At 41.8% G+C, this 22,671-nt stretch carries 10 protein-coding genes; 8 read left to right on the top strand and 2 right to left on the bottom strand.

Going from position 1 to position 22,671, the window contains the following annotated elements:
* Nucleotides 1-163: 163 nt before the first annotated feature.
* The gene (locus GGR21_RS19195) at nt 164-1,540 is read right to left on the bottom strand and encodes a dipeptidase (RefSeq protein ID WP_183308888.1); all 1,377 of its coding nucleotides are present in this window, start codon (nt 1,538-1,540) and stop codon (nt 164-166) included.
* A gap of 172 nt (nt 1,541-1,712) precedes the next feature.
* Here GGR21_RS19195 and GGR21_RS19190 point away from each other — a divergent pair, with 172 nt between their 5' ends.
* The 7 genes from GGR21_RS19190 to galB all read left to right on the top strand — a co-directional run bounded on the left by GGR21_RS19190 (nt 1,713) and on the right by galB (nt 18,467).
* The gene (locus GGR21_RS19190) at nt 1,713-5,621 is read left to right on the top strand and encodes a hybrid sensor histidine kinase/response regulator transcription factor (protein ID WP_183308887.1); all 3,909 of its coding nucleotides are present in this window, start codon (nt 1,713-1,715) and stop codon (nt 5,619-5,621) included.
* Between the two features lie 171 nt (nt 5,622-5,792).
* A complete protein-coding gene (locus GGR21_RS19185; protein WP_183308886.1) occupies nt 5,793-8,357 on the top strand; it encodes a hypothetical protein in 2,565 nt (854 codons plus the stop codon).
* Nucleotides 8,358-8,404: 47 nt separating this feature from the next.
* Nucleotides 8,405-11,356: a SusC/RagA family TonB-linked outer membrane protein gene (locus GGR21_RS19180; protein ID WP_394353497.1), complete on the top strand. Its 2,952-nt coding sequence runs from the start codon at nt 8,405-8,407 to the stop codon at nt 11,354-11,356.
* A 22-nt stretch (nt 11,357-11,378) separates the two neighbouring features.
* A complete protein-coding gene (locus GGR21_RS19175) occupies nt 11,379-12,962 on the top strand; it encodes a RagB/SusD family nutrient uptake outer membrane protein (protein ID WP_183308885.1) in 1,584 nt (527 codons plus the stop codon).
* Nucleotides 12,963-12,983: 21 nt separating this feature from the next.
* Nucleotides 12,984-14,717, top strand: a complete 1,734-nt coding sequence (locus GGR21_RS19170) for a DUF5114 domain-containing protein (protein WP_183308884.1) — start codon at nt 12,984-12,986, stop codon at nt 14,715-14,717.
* The gene (locus tag GGR21_RS19165; RefSeq protein ID WP_246348125.1) at nt 14,692-15,771 is read left to right on the top strand and encodes a glycoside hydrolase family 53 protein; all 1,080 of its coding nucleotides are present in this window, start codon (nt 14,692-14,694) and stop codon (nt 15,769-15,771) included. Before GGR21_RS19170 ends, GGR21_RS19165 begins: the two co-directional genes overlap by 26 nt.
* Before the next feature lie 233 nt (nt 15,772-16,004).
* Nucleotides 16,005-18,467 (top strand): beta-galactosidase GalB, encoded by a 2,463-nt coding sequence (galB, locus tag GGR21_RS19160; RefSeq protein ID WP_183308883.1) that lies wholly within the window; start codon nt 16,005-16,007, stop codon nt 18,465-18,467.
* A 201-nt stretch (nt 18,468-18,668) separates the two neighbouring features.
* Here the strand turns inward: galB and fumC are convergent, their stop codons facing one another.
* Nucleotides 18,669-20,072 carry a class II fumarate hydratase gene (fumC, locus tag GGR21_RS19155; protein WP_183308882.1) on the bottom strand — a complete coding sequence of 468 codons (1,404 nt, stop codon included), beginning with the start codon at nt 20,070-20,072 and terminating at the stop codon, nt 18,669-18,671.
* 242 nt (nt 20,073-20,314) lie between these two features.
* Between fumC and metG the strand changes: the two genes are divergently transcribed.
* Nucleotides 20,315-22,357 carry a methionine--tRNA ligase gene (gene metG / locus GGR21_RS19150; protein WP_183308881.1) on the top strand — a complete coding sequence of 681 codons (2,043 nt, stop codon included), beginning with the start codon at nt 20,315-20,317 and terminating at the stop codon, nt 22,355-22,357.
* The last annotated feature ends 314 nt before the right edge of the window (nt 22,358-22,671 follow it).

Raw genomic sequence — 22,671 nt, 5'->3', positions numbered from 1 at the left:
CATTGTTAACTGACCGTATTGTGTTTGTCATGCTGACGACAGGAAGCATCTCCTCCCTATATAAACGGGATCCTTCGTTACTCTCAGGATGACAGAGAGAGTAACACTTTGACAGTGCAAAATCACTTTTGGGACACCTCCCGATATATTTCTCTGTTTCCTTTTATTTCTTCTTTGCTCCTTCCGCAAAGTATTTATAAAATAAAGGTATGGTGCGGATTCCGTTGAAGAATTGTTCTAACGGGTAATTTTCGTTCGGGGAGTGAATGGCATCCGACTGCAGGCCGAATCCCATCAATACCGATTTAATTCCCAGAACCGATTCGAAAGTGGAGATAATAGGGATACTACCTCCCGACCTTACAGGGACAGGGGTTTTTCCATATACATCGGTATAAGCTTTTTCGGCGGCCTTATATGCCGGAAGATCGATAGGGCAAACATATGACGGGCCTCCATGCAGGTACTCGACTTTCACCTTAACTGTTTTCGGTGCTATGGATGTGAAATACTTTATAAAGAGCTTGGCTATCTTCTCATGGCTCTGATTTGGAACCAGTCTTGTGCTTATTTTTGCATAGGCTTTTGACGGCAATACTGTTTTAGCGCCTTCGCCTGTGTATCCGCCCCAGATTCCGCAAACATCGAACGTTGGCCTGATACCTGTACGCTCGTTGGTTGTGTAACCCTTTTCGCCGAATACTTCTTTTACATCGAGCGCCTTTTTATAAGCATCGAGCGAGAATGGCGCTTTACCGAGCATGCTTCTCTCTTTTTTAGAGACTTCCTGTACATCGTCGTAGAATCCCGGAATCAGGATGCGACCATCCTCGTCCATTGTCTGAGCGATCATTTTAGCCAGCACATTGATCGGATTGGCCACCGCTCCGCCAAAGAGGCCGGAGTGAAGATCGGCATTAGGCCCTGTCACTTCCACCTGCCAGTAGGCCAGTCCTCTGAGCCCCGTTGTAATGGAAGGAATATCAGGTGCTATCATTGATGTGTCTGAAACCAGAATAACATCAGCAGCCAGCATTTTCTTATGCTTCTTGCAGAATGCCGGCAGACTAGGCGACCCTACTTCTTCCTCACCTTCGATCAGGAATTTGACATTGCATGGCAGATTATTTGTCTGAACCAGATACTCGAATGCTTTGGCATGCATAAAAGCCTGGCCTTTATCGTCGTCGGCTCCGCGTGCCCATATCTTTCCGTCTTTAATCACAGGTTCGAAAGGATCGGTATTCCACAATTCCAACGGGTCAACAGGCATCACATCCATGTGTCCATATACAAGTACTGTCGGCGCTTCGGCATCGATGATCTTTTCGCCGTATGTTACAGGATTGCCGTCAGTCTCGAATATTTCCGCATTGTCAGCACCGGCTTTCAGTAACAGCTCTTTCCATTTTTCGGCTGCGCGGTACATATCCGGTTTACGGTCGGGATGGGATGAGATGGATGGAATTCTGATCAGCTCGAACAGTTCTTCCAAAAACCTGTCTTTGTTGGCTTTGATGTACTTTTCCAAGTCTTTCATGATTTGCTTGTTTAATGGTTATGATTGTAAAGCTAGTATTTTTTAACGAATAATTTAAAGTAAACTATCAATAATCTACGAAGATCTTTATCTATCTAAGAACAAAAGACCATATCTCTGAAGAAGTCGTGAAAAAGAATTATATTTGTATTAATATGATATAACCAACTGAATGTACAGGAATCTAATATATATAATCGCTCTTCTTTTGTTCAGTTCCGGTTCATGGGGACAAAAACTAAACTACCAAACGTTTACCAACATTATCCCCAGTGCCGAAGCTTCTACTGTCAATTGTTTTGCGCAGGATGCTCAGGGGCTTGTCTGGATTGGGACAAACAAGGGACTTTTCAGTTATGACGGATATTCTGCCCAACAACATTTTACATTCGGTGAAAAGAGTAATACGCTTATACATTCCATGTTGGTATATGGAGAGTGTAATCTATTGCTGGCTACTGATAACGGTCTACTGATATATAACTATACAACAGACCGGTATGAAGAGACCGATACGGATTTCCCCTCAGATGTAAGAGCGATAGCCAAACGTGACAATATCCTTTGGATAGGGTCACTCAATGGATTATTCAGATACAATTTAGATACGAAAGAATTAGAGAATGTCAGCAAGAATATTCATTCAGGACTTCCTCATAATACTATTTACTCTATAATAACCACCCGGGACAATACTTTGTATATAGGAACATACAATGGTTTTTGCAAGTACATCCCCGAAGCCGGTACCTTTGAAACAATAGACCTGCCTGCTGACAACAAAAGAAGTAACCGGTTTATAAATTCATTATTGGAGGACACAGCTACCCAAAATATATGGATAGGTACAGAAGGCGCATTATACAAATATATTCCAGGTAAAAACAAAATAAAAGAAATAAGCTGTTTCCACGACAATTCTATAAAATCACTGGCTATCGACGGCGATAATAATCTGGTGCTGGCTACTGATAACGGTTTATACACATACAACCATACCGACAAAAGTACAGGCCATTTTGTCCATGACTCCCGAAACAGCAGATCGCTTAGTAACAATATTATATGGGGAGTATTCGCTGATAAGGAAAAGAATATCTGGCTGGGCACTGATTATGGCATCTCTTTGTCTCGTAATAATAAGTCACTTCAATCCATCCCTATTTCACATATAACCGGAGTTGGTGACGGTAACCGGTTCCACTCTATATTTAAAGATTCGCGAGGCAACTATTGGTTTGGTGGAACAAATGGTCTGATATTTTCCCCGTCTTTGACCGAACGTACCGATAATTCGGTGTGGTACAGAATGGGAGATCCGAAATATCCGATATCGCACAACCGGATCAGGCACATCTATGAAGATAAGAAAAACAACTTGTGGGTAGCCACGGATGGAAGTATTAACAGATATGATTATCAGAAGAAGCAATTCATACATTACACAGTGGTTGACAGCACAAACACCCTGAACTCAAACTGGGCATATTACATGTTCGAGGATGATAAAGGCCAATTATGGATAGCGACCTGTCTTGGCGGCATATTTGTAGTAAACAGAGACCGACTGCTTAATTCATCGGGAAATTATATTGCCGAAATGAATTATTCCACCCGTAACGGACTTTCGGGAGACTTTGTCAACCAGATCATACCTGATCGTTCAGGTAATGTATGGGTACTCTTATACAATAATGGAATCAATAAAATAAATGTAAGTACCAGCATTATCGAAAAGTTCCCGATAGAACAAGGAACAAACAATGAGAATCCTAATTATATCATATGTGATAATGAAGGCTTCCTGTGGGCAGGTTATCGTGGCAGGCTGGCACGGATAAACACGAATGATGGCAAGACCGATTTTATAAAGTTCGACAATTTTAGCAACAGCGAGATACTGTCATTGATAGAGGTTAATGATAACATCTGGATTTCGACGACAGACGGTCTCTGGACATTAGACAAAAAGACAAATGATGTTAGGCGATTGAATGTTACCAATAAATCTTTTACATGCTTTTTCTATGATAAGGATATAGATAAAATATATATGGGTGGAGTCGATGAATTTGCCGTTCTATCGCCAGATATACAACAGGAGAATTTAGAGAATACACAACTTATACTTACTGCCCTTTATGTCAACGATGATCTATTTGAATCGAAATCAGATAACAGTATCCGTTATCTGGATGAAATAGAATTAAACTACGACCAGAATAATCTGACATTCGAATTCTCCGACCTCATATACTCCGAAGAGGAAGCCGGCAAATTTGTTTACAGGCTGGAAGGAGTTGATGCAGACTGGAATATACTTAGACACAACGCAAACCGCGTAAATTATACAAACCTGGAGTACGGGAAGTACAAGCTGATAATAAGCCGTCTGGATTCTTCGGGGAAACCGTCGGATATTTCACGTACTTTCTCCATACGGATAAATCCGCCGTGGTATTATACTATCTGGGCAAAATGTATATATGCGATTCTACTATTGGGTCTGATAGTGTGGATCATCAATTTCTTCAGGGTACGTCACAATCTGAGGATAGAACGGATAGAGAAAGAGAAGACTGTTGAACTGACAAACCTCAAAATAGATTTCTTCACTAATGTCTCCCACGAATTTAAGACACCGCTAAGTCTTATTATAGCACCTGTCAGTAAGTTGCTGTTGGAAACCAAAGACCCTTCGAAGAAACGATTGTTAGAGAATGTGCAGCACAATGCACTGAAGTTGAACTCCCTTATCCGACAGGTATTGGAATTTAACCGTACCGACAGTATTTCCAATGCCAGCCTGATGCTATCGAAAGTAGAGTTTGTCGAATTTGCCAAAAGTCTTTATTCTATCTATCAGGAAGGGTATAGAGACAAGAATCTGAACTTTTCTTTTCATGCTAACCAGGAGAAGATATTCGTTAGTATAGACGTTCTGAAAATAGAATCGGTGTTGAATAACCTGCTGTCCAATTCGTGTAAATACACAGAAGAAGGAGGCCATATAGATTTCATACTGAATTATAAAGAAGATGATAAGATATTGGATATCACTCTTTCCGATCAGGGAATCGGCATACCTGCTCACGAGATCCCATACATTTTCGAACGTTATTACCAGACAACCAAAACCGCGGGGAACAAGGAAGGAACAGGTATCGGCCTGTATCTGGCAAAAACCTATACCGAACAGCATGGCGGTAAAATACATATAGAGTCGGTAGAAGACAAAGGAACAAGCATTACCATTTCTTTGCCTGTTTTAGAAAAAGAAGAAAGCTATATCCGGGATGAGCAAGCCGGGAACTTTGTTGATGAGAGGAGTCCACTTATATTAATTGTAGACGATAATCCTGAGATAGCCGATTTTATCAGTCAGACATTATCCCGCAAATACAGATGCATAATTGCCCATAATGGTAAAATGGGACTGGAAATGGCAATAAGCAATACTCCCGACCTGATAGTCGCCGACATAATGATGCCGGTGATGGATGGTCTAGAAATGAGCCGGAGAATCCGAAAGAATGTACCGACCTCGACCATTCCTATTATCCTGCTGACCGCCAAAGATGATAAGAGTACCGAGCTGGAAAGTATAAACCTGAGTGTGGATGCATTCATCTCTAAACCGTTCGATCCTGAGTTATTACTTTCTCGTGTAGACCAGTTGCTGAGAAGCAAAGAACAGATAGAAACAAAATTAAGGATAGAATCGATAGATACCCCTAAAGCAATAGAAGCCACTTCTCCGGACGAAAGGTTCCTCTCTGAGATTATCCGGATAATTGAAAGTAAGATAGCCGACCCCGATTTGAATGTTAATGCCCTGAGTACGATTTCAGGAATCGGATCAAAGCAGATTTATCGTAAAATAAAACAACTTACAGGACTGTCACCGGTAGAATATATAAGGTCGATACGTCTGAAGAAAGCAGCCATGCTCCTGTCTCAAAATAAATTTACAGTGGCCGAAGTCATGTATATGGTAGGATTCTCCAATCACTCTTATTTCTCCAAATGTTTTCAGTCTGAGTTTGGCAAGACTCCACGGCAATTCATGGAAGATACTTAAACTCGACTGAATATCAGGTGAATAAATATGCAAAGTCCGATTTGTTAAACTTCTCGGATGTCTATTTTCTATCCATCTCTGTCCAATTTGTGCCATACATTTGGACTATTAATCGGTTAAATTTGTCTTATCCTTAATGATAGGAAAAACCAAATTAAACCGGAATCTGCCATGAGAGTTTTTATTACGACATTATGTTGTCTGTTGTTCACTTTTCCTATGTGGGCACAGAGATCACAAAATGTTCCCACTATCTATATTGACAAATCGGGCGTAATGCGCTGGTCGGACACAGGCCACGAAGCTTCTTTTTACGGAGTTAATTATACATTGCCGTTTGCTCATGCATACCGTGCGATGAATTATCTGGGAAAAGATCATAAAGAAGCCATAGATAAAGATGTATATCATATAGCACGTTTGGGATTCAACGCTTACCGTATCCATGTTTGGGATGTGGAAATATCGGATGGCAAAGGAAATCTGATAGAGAATGACCACCTCGATTTACTGGATTACCTTATAGCAAAGCTTAAAGAGCGCAATATAAGGGTATTGATAACCACTATGACCAACTTTGGGAATGGTTATCCCGAACGTAATCAGAATACAGGGGCGTTCTCCTATCTGTATGATAAATGTCAGGTAGATAGCGACGAGAATGCGATTGCCGCACAAGAAAATTATATCTCACAATTTGTAAAGCACACGAATCCTTATACACAGTTATCATATATTAACGATCCTTTTATTGTTGGCTTCGAAATCAATAACGAGCCGTGCCACGCCGATACACCTCAACAAACAGAAAGGTATATTAACCGGATGCTTGCCACCCTGAAAAAAGCAGGCAACTCTAAACCTGTATTCTATAATGTGAGCCATAATATGTGGCATGTACAGGCATATTTCAACACTACGGTACAAGGTACAACATATCAGTGGTATCCTATCGGGTTAGTTGCCGGACAAACACGCAAGGGTAATTTCCTGCCTTATGTCGATAATTACGATATCTCGTTTTCCAATGTGAAAGGTTTTGACAAAAAAGCAAAAGCTGTCTACGAATTCGATCCGGCCGACATCACTTATTCGTATATGTATCCGGCTATGGCTCGCACTTTCCGCTCGAATGGATTCCAGTGGATCACACAGTTTGCCTATGACCCGATAGATATGGCCTGGGCGAATACGGAATATCAGACGCACTACCTGAATCTGGCTTATACACCAAACAAAGCCATCAGCATGAAAATTGCAGCAGAAGTAGCCTACTCCGTGCCAATGAATAAACGACATCCTCAATATCCGAACGATACTATATTCGACAATTTCCGGGTAAGCTACACACAGGATTTAAGTGAACTGAATACTCCTGAAAAATTCTACTATTCAAATAATACATCAACAGTCCCGGTAAACGCTGACAAGCTACAATCTGTTGCCGGTTGCGGAAGTTCTCCAGTCGTTTCTTATGAAGGTACAGGAGCTTATTTTATTGACAGGCTTGAAACAGGATTATGGCGGCTCGAAGTAATGCCGGATGCCGTGCAGATAAACGATCCGTTTGCAAAGCCATCGTTAAGTAAAGAAGTGGTAACCATCGCATGGAACGAATGGAATATGAAGATAGACCTTCCCGGTTTAGGTGAAGATTTTATAATTAAAGCTACTAATAATGGGAACAGTCATAACGGGTTATCAAAAGGTATTGGCTTTCCTATAAAACCGGGAGTCTATCTTCTTTGTAACAAAGATTTTGAGCCAGCGAAAAACTGGGATGCATCAACAAAATGGGGCAATATCACACTAGGCGAATATGTGGCACCAAAAGCGCATGCTAACACATTTTCGGTGGTTCATCAACCTGCGAAAACAACGGAAAACAACCAGTCGCTTCAAATCGAAGCACAGATTGTAGGCCCTTCTTTTCCCGACTCTGTAATAATTTACACGGATAAGATATCTTTCTGGTCTCAGAGCAATCCTTATGTGAAAATGGAAAGGACACACGGCTACACTTATAAAGCCATAATTCCTGCTGATATGGTGAAAGAAGATAATTTGAGATACAATATCATTATATGCAAAGATGATAAAAACATTACATTCCCTGCGTCAATAGCTGGGAATCCACTGGATTGGGATTTTTACCAAAACAAATACTATGAAACTAAGGTCGTCAATCCCAAAACTCCTGTAGAACTGGTAAAAATAACAGATGGGTATAGCAATATTGAAACCTATGGTATACCGGAAAGCTCTTATGTAACCGGGAAACCAGCAGGAAATGATCTGATAGAAACTAACCGGATAAAATACTCTTTCTCTGTTAAAGATACTGATTCCCGTTTCTACTGGCGAAAATATATTAAAGATGAACTTATCTCTCGAAAAACGGCTTTACAGAATTCCAATGTCTTGTGTTTGAATATCAGAAACGCAGAAGGTATAAACAGGCTTAAAGCAGGCTTCGTAACTTCCGACGGCTTTACCTACACTTGTGTTCTAAACCTCAATGACAAAACAGATTTGTACAGAATATCATTAAAAGATCTTCAGCAGGATAAAACCGTATTGCTTCCTGCGCCCTATCCTGTATTTCTTGACCGTTACTTTACGCCGGAGATTCAAATTCCGTTCGATACAGGAAAAATAGAGATGATCATACTTTCTACACTGGATAACATGGATGAAAAAGCATCAGTCGAATTTGGAAATATGTGGCTGGAATAATACAATATTATATAAAAATAATTACCTTAATTAAATAATTTTAAGACATGGAAAAATACAAGAAGATTGTTCGATTCCCATTGTTGCTTTTACTGTTTCTTATTATGCCGTTGCTAGCAAACGCACAGTCCAGAAATGTAACGGGGATAGTAACAGATGAAACTGACGAGCCGATAATCGGAGCAGTAGTTAAAGTTCCCGACACGACCATAGGTATAACCACCGATCACGATGGACGATACACAATAGAAGTACCGGCTGGTAAGAATGAACTCGAGTTCTCGTTTCTGGGCTATGAGCCACAGCTTATCACTATCACCGGGAATGTCATCAATGTGAAACTGGTACCAACATCGATGGAACTCACCGATGTTGTGATCATCGGTTACGGAACACAGCGCAAAAGTGACCTGACAGGTTCTATAAGCAGTATCAGCAGTAAGGATTTCAACGAAGGACTTATCAGTTCGCCCGAACAGCTGATCAATGGTAAGGTGTCAGGAGTGCAGATCATGTCTAACAGCGGGTCGCCCACCGGAGGAAGTACAATCCGCATCCGTGGAGGTGCATCCCTCAACGCAAGTAACGATCCGCTCATCGTATTAGACGGTGTGCCATTGGAAAATGGTGGTATCAGCGGTAACAAAGACAATTTTCTCAGCCTTATCAATCCTTCGGATATAGAGAGTATGACAATCCTGAAAGATGCGTCATCTACCGCTATATATGGATCACGCGCATCTAACGGTGTTATAATCATCACCACAAAAAAAGGAACAGGGAGTGGGCTCAAAGTATCTTTCAGCACAACATCTTCGGTGCAGACCCGGACAAAGATGCCCGAAATGCTCAACCGCCAGGAATTCATCGATGTGATCAATTCCCAGGGAACAACAGCACAAAAAACTTTACTTGGTACAGCCTCTACCAATTGGAACGACCAGATATACCAGACAGCTTTCGGTACAGATAATAATTTTAGTGTAGCCGGCCGGATCGCTCCCAATTGGCCTATACGTGTATCGGTAGGATATTACGGACAAAACGGACTGTTAACCAGCGATTATTCAGAGCGTTTTACAGGAAATCTTTCGCTTACCCCGTCATTTTTCAACGATCATCTGAAAGTGAGCATCAATGGAAAAGGCTCTATCAACAATAATGATTTTGCCAACCATGATGCCATATGGGCAGCATCTACATTCAACCCTACACTTCCCGTATATTCCGGGAATGATCTCTATGGCGGATATTGGGAAGCAATCGACAGCGATGGCAAACCCGTGAACGCAGGCGTCCGCAATCCGAAAGGGCTAATTTACCAGAATACCTCGACAAGCAAGATCAAGCGTTTTATAGGTAATGCCGATGTAGACTATAAATTGCATTTCCTGCCCGATTTAAGGTTCCACCTCACACTCGGATATGATTATGCAGAAGGCAAAGGTACAGTGTACATACCTGCAGAAGCCGCCTCCAACTATACGACCGGAGGTGAGAATTATGCCTATGGCCCGCAAAAGAGTACAAACCGCCTTCTTACTACATATCTAAACTATAACAAGGATATCAAAAGTATTAAAAGCGTGATAGATGCTACTGCCGGATACGATTACCAGTTCTGGAAGAGCACAACTCCGGCATACAATGAATACAATACCAGAGGTGAAATACAATCGTCCATAGCGGCATACGACCAACGCCATGCATTGATTTCATATTATGCCCGTCTGAACTATACTTTCGACTCCCGTTATATGCTGACTGCGACAGTCCGTGGCGACGGTACTTCACGTTTCCACAAAGACAATCGCTGGGGCACATTCCCTTCAGTGGCTTTGGCATGGAGAATAAACGAAGAGGCATTCTTAAGGGATAGCCGTGTGTTAAGCAACCTGAAGCTACGCGCAAGTTATGGCGTTACAGGCCAGCAGGAAGGAATAGGCAACTATAACTACCTGCCTGTATATACTTTGAGTCAGGATGGCGCTAAGGTACAATTCGGGAATCAATGGTATAACTCTTACCGTCCCGAAGCTTATGTGGAAAACCTGAAATGGGAAACTACAACAGCATGGAATGCAGGATTGGATTTCGGATTCTTTAAAGACCGCATTAGCGGTTCGGTAGATTTCTATACCCGTAAGACAAAAGACTTGCTGGCTACCGTACCTTCACCTGCCGGATCAAACTTCGACAAGAATATACTTACCAATGTAGGTAATGTAGACAGCCATGGTATCGAATTCACATTGAACGCCACTCCGGTAGATTCGAAGGACTTCACATGGGATATAAGTTATAATATGACATGGCAAAAAATGAAAGTAAAGAACCTGTCGTTAGTAGACGGTGGCGCAGCTACTAATACCTTGGTCGGCCCGACTATCGATAGTTACCAGTTCCAGGTACTTTCGGAAGGTTATGCGCCATATATGTTCTATGTATATCATCAGCTTTATGACGAAAAGACAGGAAAACCTGTTGAAGGAGCTTACGCCGACCTGAATAACGATGGCGTTATCAATTCTTCCGACCTGTATCGTTACCATTCTCCTGCTCCCGATCTCATTTTCGGATTGAGTACTTCTCTTCGTTACAAAAAATGGAGTCTGGGTATGAGCTTCCGCGCCAATGTTGGCAATTATGTATATAATGGTACGGCAATGAATACAGGCGCATGGAATACAGTAAGCTACAATGACTTCCAGTTAAACAACCTGAATCGCAGTTATCTCGAAACAGGATTCAAATCACGCCAGTACCTCTCTGACTATTATGTAGAGAACGCTTCATTCCTGAAAATGGACAACCTGAGTTTGAGTTACAATTTCGGACGGATTGACGACTGGTTGGGTATCAATGTGAGCGCTATGGTACAGAATGTATTCTGTATCACCAAATATAAGGGAGTAGATCCTGAAGTGCCTGACGGAATGGATATGTCATTTTATCCGCGCCCGCGTATCTTCTCCATTGGTATAGGACTTGATTTCTAATAAACACTAAATAAGAACCACAATGAAAAAAATACTATATACACTCATTTGCGTAGGATTTATCTTGCTAAGTTCATGTCTCGATGATCTTGACCAGATGCCGCATGCCGAAGATACATCTAAAGATGTTTACGAAAGTGCTGCCAATTACAAGGCTGTACTGGCCAAACTCTATGCTGCTTTTTATACTGCCGGGCAGGAAAAAGGAGGGGATAAACCCGACCTGGACAGCAATAGTGGTCAGGACTATATGCGTTGTTACTTCAATCTGCAGGAGTGCGGGACTGACGAACTGGCTTCTACATGGCTCGAAGGAGATAAGGTAAGTGACCTGACATACCTTTCGTGGGATGCCAACGATCCGTGGGTATCGGATATGTATTACCGCATATTCTACAACATTGCCCTGTGCAATGAATTCCTTCGCAATGCCGGAGATGAACAGATAGCTAAATTTACAGAAAGTGAACAGGCCGATATACGTCATTATCGTGCAGAGGCACGTTTCCTACGTTCGTTTGCCTATTATCATGCAATGGATTTGTTCCGCAATATACCATTTGTTACAGAAAATGATCCGGTAGGGACATTTATACCTCCCAGATACGAAGCAAAACAGGTATTTGAGTTTATAGAAAACGAACTGGCACAGATTGATGACGATCTTCTATCGAGAAGTGAGTGTGAATACGGACGCGCGCCGAAAGCCGCCGCTTATGCCTTATTAGCTAAACTATACCTGAATGCAGATATATATATAAAAGAAGAACGTTATACCGATTGCATCACAAATTGTAAAAAAGTGATCGCTGAAGGCTATACGCTTGAAGATGAATATCAGAAACTATTCAATGCCGATAACGACAAACGCACCAATGAAATTATCTTTGCATTCCCTGTCGACGCTAAAGAAACAGTTACCTGGGGAACTACTACTTATATTGTCTGCGGCGCTGTCAGTAATACCTCCGACTATCAGAAACCTGGCGATTATGGTGTAACCAGCGGATGGGGATCGTTCCGTGTACGTGGCAATATACCTAAGCTTTTCAAGGCGGAAGATAAACGCGCATTGTTTTTCACAGAAGGTCAGACTCTTGAGGTAGAAGTTGTGGACAATCAGAGTAACGGTTATTTCGTAACAAAATGGACTAACCTGACCGATGCCGGAGAGCAGGCTTCCAACACTGCCGATGGAGGTGTAAATACCGATTATCCTGTTTTTCGTCTGGCGGATATATATCTGATGCTGGCAGAATCGGTAACACGGGGAGGCTCCGGCAGTTCTACAACTGAAGCTCTGAAATATGTGAATGAACTACGTGAGCGTGCTTTTGGAGATGCATATGAAACCAAAGGAAAAGTTAGCGAGAGCGAAATGGCGTTATCTGGGTTCTTCCTTGATGAACGTGCGATGGAACTATATTGGGAATGTACCCGTCGTACTGACCTTATACGCTTCGAAAGTTTTACGACTGCGGCATATCGTTGGGAATGGAAAGGCGGAGTGAAAGAAGGTAAAGCCGTGGATGCGAAATACGACATTTATCCTATTCCAACAACTGACCTTACGGCGAATCCGAATCTGTATAATGAAAATTACTAATTGACGTATAACTGTTTACATATGAAAGCAATAAACAATATATATAAAATTTTCTCATGGCTACTCTTATCGCTCATGCTGATGACCGCCTGTGAGAATGACGGGGATACCATGTATCTTTCCAGTATTGAAGGTAGCGATTTCGTTGTTACCGAAAGCAATGTGAAGCTATCCAAAGAGACTTCTACAGCTATCGTTCTTTCTTTGGCCTGGACTAAAAACTCATTTTTATCGACAAGTAACCCTTCCATGGGCACAACGGCCACAGTATCTTATTATATACAGATTTCGACGGATGCCGATTTCAAATACCGCTCGGATATTTATGAAGAATCCGCCAACGATTTCTCAAAAGCATACACAGGAGCAGAACTTAATACAATAGCTAAGACCCTGGGAATAGAGCCCGGCAATGAAACTCCGGTTTATTTCCGCATCAGATCTGTAACAGGTGCGAATATGGATGGCCCATACAGCAAAGTAGAGACTGTGAATATCACTTCTTATCTGATCGATATGTCTGTCGGTCATGTTCTCGATGCCGATAAAGTGGATACAGGAGTAACCCTATATTCTCCTGATACAGACGGTATATACAGAGGCTTTATGGGAGCTTCGGGATGGTATAACTACTATCTGCTCGAAGGAGACGGTACACTCTGGGGAAATGACGGAGTGAGCGGAACAGCTTTCCTTATGTCGTCAGAAAATGACAGTGACAAACGCTGGAACTTCTGGTTCCCTGGTATTACCGGATGTTACTATACAGAAGTGAATACAAACACAAAACAATGGTCTGCCTTATTGCTTCCTTCATTAACTGTAAGTGGCGATATCAATGCGGAAATGACTTTCGACCGTCCTAATGTAAAATGGACAGCTGTCTTTAACGCGACTAAAGCCACAACATTAACAGTAAAATTAAATACAGTCGGCAAGCAATATGATTATTCTACAGGCACGGATGACGCCGCTGCAAAAGATAGTCCTGTCACTTTCGCTCCGGATGGACAAAATATTGTACTTGCATCACAAGCCGGAGGTATAACCGTAACTGTACCCGAAGCAGGAACCTATACACTCGTTGTCGATCTCAGCAAGCCGGGCGCATGGACATGTACAGCTGTAAGCGGATCGGAAGAACCGGAACCTGTTATACAATATCTGTACCTGCCCGGAATAGATGATGGTATAACCGGTGGTGACTGGAACTTCAACCACTATATGAAACTTTATAATGAAGATGAACTCAGTTACGCAGGCGTATTCAATGTCAACTCTAAATGGGGATACAGTATCAATATAGAAAAAGACAATTGGGATGATAAATATACAATGGCCGAAGGAGGCACAGCATATGCCGGTTCACTGGAATTTAAAGGACAGAATAATATTCCCGCTCCTACGGCCGGATTATATCTGATTGAAACATCCCTGGTTCAATTTACATACAGCCTGACTTCTATAGGCAACCAGGTCTATGTGCTGGGATTGCATGATGTGTGGGACTTTAATACTCCACTGACTGCAACCGCCACAGCTGGTGTATATGAAGGGCCGATTACCATAAACAGTGCTTCGCCATGGGGCTTTGTTATCCATCTGGTAAACGGAGACTGGGATCGTAAATTCGGCGGTTCTGACGGGAAATTATATTATCGTGGAGAAAATATAAAAGACGATGCTTCCCTTGCTCCGGGTACTTACCAGTTGAAAGTAGATATCATCAATGAAACATATAGTATCACTCAATAACAGAATGACAATGAAACTGAAAAATATTATATTATCGATAGCAATAGCCTTATTTGGATTTACTTCATGTAGCGATGATGACGATAAGCCTGTGTTCCCCGAGCCACCTGTAGATGAATATGACATGACAGGTTTTGCGAAAGGTGCTGATGTAAGCTGGCTCACCGAAATGGAGAAAGCTGATAAGAAATTCTATAATGCGGACGGCGAAGAAATGGAATGTCTGACACTACTGCGTGATCTTGGTTTTAACTCTGTACGTCTACGTGTATGGGTCGATCCCACTGACGGTTGGTGTAATACGGGCGATATGCTTATAAAGGCATGGAGAGCAAAGAATCTGGGTATGCGTGTGATGGTCGATTTCCATTACAGCGATAGCTGGGCTGATCCGGGACAACAAACCAAACCAGCAGGATGGACAGACCTTAGCTTTGAAGACCTGAAAAAGGCACTGGCTAACCATACAACAGAAGTACTGACAGCTTTGAAAGAAATAGGCATTACCCCTGAATGGGTGCAAATAGGCAACGAAACGATGAATGGTATGCTTTGGGAAGACGGCAGTCTGCTTGCTAATGTGAAGAATTATGCTGAACTGAACAATGCGGGTTATGATGCTACCAAAGCTATTTTCCCCGAAGCCAAAGTAATCATCCACTTCGACCGTGGACACAGAAACGATATGTACCGCCCACGTTTCGATGCGCTGAAAAGTAATGATGCCAAATGGGATGTGATTGGCATGTCGCTTTACCCTACTGCTGACAATTGGGAAACGCTTGTAAACGATTGCTACAGCAATATGCTGGATATGGTAGAACGTTACGGGTCAGACGTAATGATATGCGAAATCGGTATGGACTGGGAGCAAGCCGAAGCAGCTAAATCGATGCTTACTGCACTGATAGAGAATACTAAAGCCGTGCCTAACAACAAAGGTCTGGGTGTTTTCTACTGGGAGCCACAATCGTATGGAAGCTGGAGCGGTTATACAATGGGCGCTTTCGATAATTCGGGAAAACCTACGGTTGCCCTAGATGCTTTTAAATAATTAATAGTTAAAACCTGCATTTTTATTTTGAAACTTTATCTATAAGAGAAACAGTGAACTAATGAGCCAATATGCCGATGTGGCAATGAAAGAAATGAAGAATATAGAAAATAAGATATGTAAGGTTTGTCAGATTTTAGTTAAGAGCCCCCGTAGGAGCAGGGGGCCAAAAAACTAAAATATGCGTCAACTTTGTCAACTTTTAACAATCGGTTGGCACAAATAATTTAAGTATGAAATATATTAAACACAGTATCTTTTTAATAATTACCTTTTTATATACTGGAATAGCCTATTCCCAGATTGTCCGGACTGAATTTCTGATAGAAAAGAACTGGAAATTCAGCAAAGGGGATTTCACGGATGCCATGCTGACTGATTTTAATGATTCGGGCTGGCAATCGGTAACTGTTCCGCACGATTGGGCGATATATGGCCCCTTCGACCGTAAATACGATTTACAGGAAGTAGCTGTAACCCAAAACGGAGAAGCTGTTGCTACCGTCAAAACCGGACGTACGGGAGGCCTCCCATATATAGGCACAGGGTGGTATAGAAATACGTTTGACATAAATAACTCCACGAAAGGAAATAACCGGGTGAACCTTCTCTTCGATGGAGCAATGAGCGAAGCACGCGTGTATGTGAACGGTAAGGAAGCTATATCCTGGCCTTTCGGTTACAATTCCTTCCATTGTGATGTGACGGATTTACTTAATGCTGATGGAAAAAGCAACACGCTTGCTGTTCGCCTCGAGAACAAACCTGAATCGTCGCGCTGGTATCCGGGAGCAGGTTTATACAGGAATGTACATGTTATTGTTACTAAAGATATACATGTGCCTGTCTGGGGGACATATATCACAACCCCTTTTGTTTCTAAAGAATACGCTTCGGTCAATCTGAAAACGGAGATTGAAAACAGTAACGGACAGGAAGTAAGAATTGTGACCGAGATACGCGATGCAAATAATAAGGTAGTTTCCACAAAAGATAACACACAGAAGATTAATCATGGAAAGCCTTTCGAGCAAAACTTCATTGTAGATAATCCACAATTATGGTCACCGGAGAGTCCTTATCTCTATAATGCCGCTTCAAAAATATATATTAAGGACCAGCTTGTAGATGAATTTACCACCCGTTTTGGTATCAGGGATATAAAACTGATAGCCGATAAAGGATTTTTCCTGAACGGGGAACGACGAAAATTCCAGGGTGTATGTAATCATCATGACCTGGGGCCTTTGGGTGCGGCGATTAATGTTGCGGCCTTGCGCCGGCAGCTTACCATGCTTAAAGATATGGGGTGTGATGCCATTCGCACGGCACATAATATGCCTGCTCCCGAACTTGTGGAGTTGTGCGACGAGATGGGCTTTATGATGATGGTCGAGCCTTTCGACGAGTGGGATATTGCCAAATGTAAGAATGGTTACCATCGCTTCTTCAACGAATGGGCCGAGAAAGATATGGTGAATATGCTCCGCAACTACCGTAACAATGCCAGTGTGGTGATGTGGAGTATCGGTAATGAAGTGCCTACCCAATGTAGCGATGAGGGATATAAAGTTGCTTCGTTCCTGCAGGATATTTGCCACCGGGAAGATCCTACCCGTCCTGTGACTTGTGGTATGGATCAGGTTACCTGTGTACTGAATAATGGTTTTGCCGCTATGATAGATGTACCGGGATTGAATTACAGGGCTCACCGATATCAGGAAGCATATGAGAAATTACCTCAGAATCTGGTTTTGGGTACAGAAACAGCATCAACTGTCAGCTCGCGCGGTGTCTATAAATTTCCTGCAGAGAAAAAAGCCGATGCGAAATATGAAGATCACCAATCGTCCTCTTATGACCTTGAATATTGCTACTGGTCGAATATTCCTGATGAAGACTTTGCTTTGGCTGACGATCATGACTGGACAATGGGACAGTTTGTATGGACGGGATTCGATTATCTGGGAGAACCCTCTCCTTACGACACCGATTCATGGCCAAACCATAGCTCTATGTTTGGCATTATCGATCTGGCCAGTATTCCCAAAGACCGCTATTACTTATATAGAAGTGTATGGAATAAGAATGAAAATACATTACATATTCTTCCTCACTGGAACTGGAAAGGGCGTGAAGGACAGAAAACACCTGTCTTTGTGTATACCAACCATCCTTCGGCAGAGCTTTTTATCAATGGAAAAAGTTATGGGAAGCAAAGGAAAAATAACTCAACATTACTCAATCGCTATCGCCTGATGTGGATGGACGCGATTTACGAACCGGGTGAGGTGAAGGTTGTTGCATATGACGAACAGGGAAAAGCGGTGATGGAAAAGGCAATCCGCACGGCGGGAAAACCTCATCATATAGAATTAATACCCGATCGTACGCAGCTTTCGGCTGATGGAAAAGATCTGGCTTACATCAATGTACGTGTTGTTGATAAAGATGGGAATCTGTGTCCCGATGATCAAAGGTTGATTACTTTCTCAGTGAAAGGAAACGGAAAATACAGGGCTTCGGCGAATGGCGATCCTACAAGCCTCGATCTGTTCCACTTACCGCAAATGCCTGCTTTTTACGGACAACTGACTTCAATCGTACAAGCAGGAGAAAGCGATGGCAAGATGTTTTTTGAAGCGAAAGCGAAAGGACTTAAGCCAGCGATTATCGAAATAGATGTGAAGAAATAATATCATAACAGGCAAACATACTATATTTCAGTTGATTATAAAAAAGGGGCTGTCCCAAAAGTAATATTACACTATCAAAGTGTTACTTTCTTTTGTCATTCTGAGTGTAACGAAGAATCTCAACTCTCAAAAGAAGATCCTTACTCCGTTCAGGATGACAGAAAGAAATCAAAAATTACTTTTGGGACAGCCCCTTCTGTATTAATCAGTTATCTTTCCAACCATTTTTACAGGATCAACCAGCCTGTCGAATTCCTCCTCTGTGATTTCTCCGGATTCAATTGCTGCCTGTTTCAGGGTTTTTCCTTCTTTAAATGCTTTTTGAGCTATTGATGCCGCTTTATAATAGCCGATCTTTGGATTGAGTGCGGTTACCAGCATCAGTGAGTCGTCCAGATGATTCTTTATATTATCGTAAATAGGCTCTATTCCAGTGGCGCATCTATCGTTGAAACTGATACATCCTTCTCCAATAAGGCGGGCACTGTGGAGGAAATTGTAGATCATCATCGGTTTAAAAACATTCAGTTCGAAATGCCCTGTTGCCCCACCAACAGAAATAGCGACATCGTTACCCATTACCTGAGCGGCAATCATCGTTAATGCTTCACATTGGGTAGGATTCACTTTCCCCGGCATAATGGATGATCCCGGTTCATTGTCGGGAATATGGATCTCTCCAATGCCACATCTTGGACCGGAACTCAGCATCCTTATATCGTTGGCTATCTTCATCAGGCTTACAGCAACGGTTTTTAATGCAGCATGCGTTTCCACTATAGCATCGTGACTGGCCAGCGCTTCAAATTTATTAGGGGCTGTAACGAATGGCAATCCTGTCAATGACGCGATCTTCTTAGCTACATTTTCAGCATAATTATCAGGAGTGTTTATTCCCGTACCTACTGCCGTTCCTCCCAAAGCCAGTTCCGACAAATGAACCTGTGCATTCCTGATCGCTCTGATGCCATTATCCAGTTGCGCCACATAGCCACTGAATTCCTGTCCCAAAGTGAGGGGTGTTGCATCCATGAAGTGAGTGCGTCCTATCTTCACCACCTTCATAAATTCCTTGCTCTTAGCAGCAAGTGTGTCCCGTAGCTTCTTTATACCCGGAATCGTTGTTTCTTCCAGCATTTTATATGCGGCAATATGCATGGCAGTAGGGAATGTATCGTTCGATGATTGCGATTTGTTTACATCATCATTAGGCAACAATGCTTTTTCCTTATCAGTCAGTTTGCCTCCGCTTAAGATATGTGCACGGTTTGCTATCACTTCATTCACATTCATATTGCTTTGTGTTCCGCTTCCTGTTTGCCATACTACTAAAGGAAAAGAATCGTTGAGCTTACCTTCCAGTATTTCATCACAGACTTTTTCTATCAGCCTGCATTTTTCCGCTGGCAATACTCCGGCTTCCAGGTTCGTTTGAGCAGCTGCTTTTTTCAGGTATGCAAAAGCATATATCACCTCCTTCGGCATACGGTTTATATCCTGTGCTATCTTGAAGTTATCGATACTCCGTTGTGTTTGTGCCCCGTAATAAGCATTAATGGGGACTTTCACTTCTCCTAATGTGTCTTTTTCTATTCTGTATTCCATGATTGTGATTTTATTGTTACTACTCTTAAAAGAAACAATAAAAAGGATGAATATGTTTCTACCTATACCCGGATTACAGTTTTATTAATAGATGCTTTTCACTTTAGGCTATGACCGATGACCGGTAACTGAACAGAAACAATATTTAAACAACTACATTCAAAAATGTATAAACCTTGTTTTATTTGACTGTAAGTTCTTATCTTTGCGCTACAAAAAGATATAAGATTAACTTACCATATATGACCAAGAAATTTAACAGGACACTTGTCACCACCGCCCTACCCTACGCCAACGGGCCAGTACATATTGGACATCTTGCCGGAGTATATGTTCCGGCGGATATTTATGTACGTTACCTCAGACTGAAAGGAGAAGAAGTAATACACATCGGAGGATCTGACGAACATGGTGTACCTATTACTATACGAGCTAAAAAGGAAGGAGTAACTCCGCAGGATATCGTTGACAAATACCATAATATTATCAAAAAATCGTTTACGGATTTTGGTATTACATTCGACATCTATTCCCGCACAAGTTCTGAAATACATAAGAAAACCGCTTCTGATTTTTTCCTGAAACTATATAATAAAGGTGAGTTTGAAGAAAAGACCAGTGAACAATATTACGATGAAGAAGCACAAATGTTCCTTGCCGATCGCTATATCATGGGAGAATGTCCTCATTGTGGCAACCCGAATGCTTACGGTGACCAATGCGAATCGTGCGGAACATCTTTAAGCCCGACTGACTTGATAAATCCAAGATCAACCATTTCAGGATCAACACCAGTCATGCGTGAGACCAAACATTGGTATCTGCCTTTGGATAAGCATGAAACATGGCTTCGCCAATGGATACTGGAAGATCATAAAGAATGGAAACCTAATGTTTACGGACAGTGCAAATCATGGCTCGATATGGGCTTGCAGCCGCGTGCCGTTAGCCGCGACTTGGACTGGGGCGTACCTGTACCTCTGCCTGACGCAAAAGGGAAAGTACTGTATGTCTGGTTTGATGCGCCTATCGGATATATATCGAATACAATTGAATTGCTTCCTGACAGTTGGGAAAAATGGTGGAAAGCAGAAGACACAAAGTTGCTGCACTTCATAGGCAAAGACAATATCGTTTTCCATTGCATTGTTTTTCCTGCCATGCTAAAAGCCGAAGGCTCATTTATCTTACCGGAGAACGTACCGGCAAATGAATTCCTGAACTTGGAAGGAGATAAGATTTCAACTTCACGTAACTGGGCTGTATGGCTACACGAATATCTGGAAGATTTTCCGGGACAGCAGGACATACTTCGTTACGTGCTTACAGCAAATGCTCCCGAAACGAAAGATAACGATTTCACCTGGAAAGATTTTCAGGCACGCAATAATAATGAGCTTGTTGCCATACTTGGCAACTTTATCAACCGGGCACTGGTACTTACTCAAAAATACTTTGATAATAAAGTACCTCAATTAAACGGGCTGACTGATTATGATAAAGAAACACTGAAAGAATTTGCAGATGTAAAATCAGTAGTGGAATCATACCTGGATACTTTTCGTTTCCGTGACGCACTGAAAGAGGCGATGAACCTTGCCCGTATCGGGAATAAGTATCTTGCCGATACAGAGCCTTGGAAAGTAGCTAAAACAGATATGGCCCGTGTGGAAACCATTCTGAATATAGCATTACAAATCACTGCGAATCTGGCTATTGCTTTCGAACCATTCTTACCATTCAGTGCAGAAAAGATAAGGAAGTTTATCAATAAAGATAACCTTACATGGGATCAACTGGGTCGTACTGATTTACTATCGGCAGGGCATCAGCTGAATATGCCGGAACTCTTATTCGCAAAAATAGAAGACGAAACGATAGAAAAACAAATACAGAAACTGCTGGATACCAAAAAGGCAAATGAAGAAGCTCTTGAAGTGAAAGTCACTCCGCAAAAAGAGAATGTAGCCTTTGAAGATTTCTCCAAGATGGATTTGCGTGTCGGTACGGTTCTGGAATGTACGAAAGTACCGAAAGCTGATAAATTGCTTCAGTTCCTTATCGACGACGGAATAGGCAAACGCACTATCGTATCAGGAATTGCTGCATGGTACAAACCCGAAGATCTGGCAGGCAAGCAAGTGTGTTTCATTGCAAACTTAGCTCCCCGCAAGATAAAAGGAGTAGAATCGCAGGGAATGTTGTTATCTGTTGAGGATAGTGACGGAAATTTATCTCTTATTCAGCCTTCCAAAGAAGTAAGTCCGGGAAGCCAGATAGGATAATAACACGTATATAAATAATATAATTATACATGAATGGGGCTATTTATCAATAGCTCCATTCATATTATAAAGAGTTTTCTCCAAACTCAAAACACCAAATCCAACTTTTTTACGACCATCTTGTGTTATCAGTTAGCAAACATAGGATAATAGGAGATATCTATATCTTTCTTCCTCAAACACATAAACTCTAAATATCAATAAAATATATTAATAATGCAGAGACACTAAACACCCCACATTTACACACAACAAAACGAAAAAGCCTAAAACATTCAACAATAACGCAAAACTTATTAAATATTTTTATTATA

The sequence above is a fragment of the Dysgonomonas hofstadii genome, assembly GCF_014196915.1.
Classification (GTDB): Bacteria; Bacteroidota; Bacteroidia; order Bacteroidales; family Dysgonomonadaceae; genus Dysgonomonas; species Dysgonomonas hofstadii.
Note: the sequence above shows the minus strand (reverse complement) of the source record. Positions and strands in the feature narration are given on the sequence as shown.

Coding starts and splice junctions, on each gene's coding strand:
- GGR21_RS19195 (WP_183308888.1), bottom strand. CDS start 1,540: ATGAAAGACTTGGAAAAGTACATCAAAGCCAACAAAGACAGGTTTTTG.
- GGR21_RS19190 (WP_183308887.1), top strand. CDS start 1,713: ATGTACAGGAATCTAATATATATAATCGCTCTTCTTTTGTTCAGTTCC.
- GGR21_RS19185 (WP_183308886.1), top strand. CDS start 5,793: ATGAGAGTTTTTATTACGACATTATGTTGTCTGTTGTTCACTTTTCCT.
- GGR21_RS19180 (WP_394353497.1), top strand. CDS start 8,405: ATGGAAAAATACAAGAAGATTGTTCGATTCCCATTGTTGCTTTTACTG.
- GGR21_RS19175 (WP_183308885.1), top strand. CDS start 11,379: ATGAAAAAAATACTATATACACTCATTTGCGTAGGATTTATCTTGCTA.
- GGR21_RS19170 (WP_183308884.1), top strand. CDS start 12,984: ATGAAAGCAATAAACAATATATATAAAATTTTCTCATGGCTACTCTTA.
- GGR21_RS19165 (WP_246348125.1), top strand. CDS start 14,692: ATGAAACATATAGTATCACTCAATAACAGAATGACAATGAAACTGAAA.
- galB (WP_183308883.1), top strand. CDS start 16,005: ATGAAATATATTAAACACAGTATCTTTTTAATAATTACCTTTTTATAT.
- fumC (WP_183308882.1), bottom strand. CDS start 20,072: ATGGAATACAGAATAGAAAAAGACACATTAGGAGAAGTGAAAGTCCCC.
- metG (WP_183308881.1), top strand. CDS start 20,315: ATGACCAAGAAATTTAACAGGACACTTGTCACCACCGCCCTACCCTAC.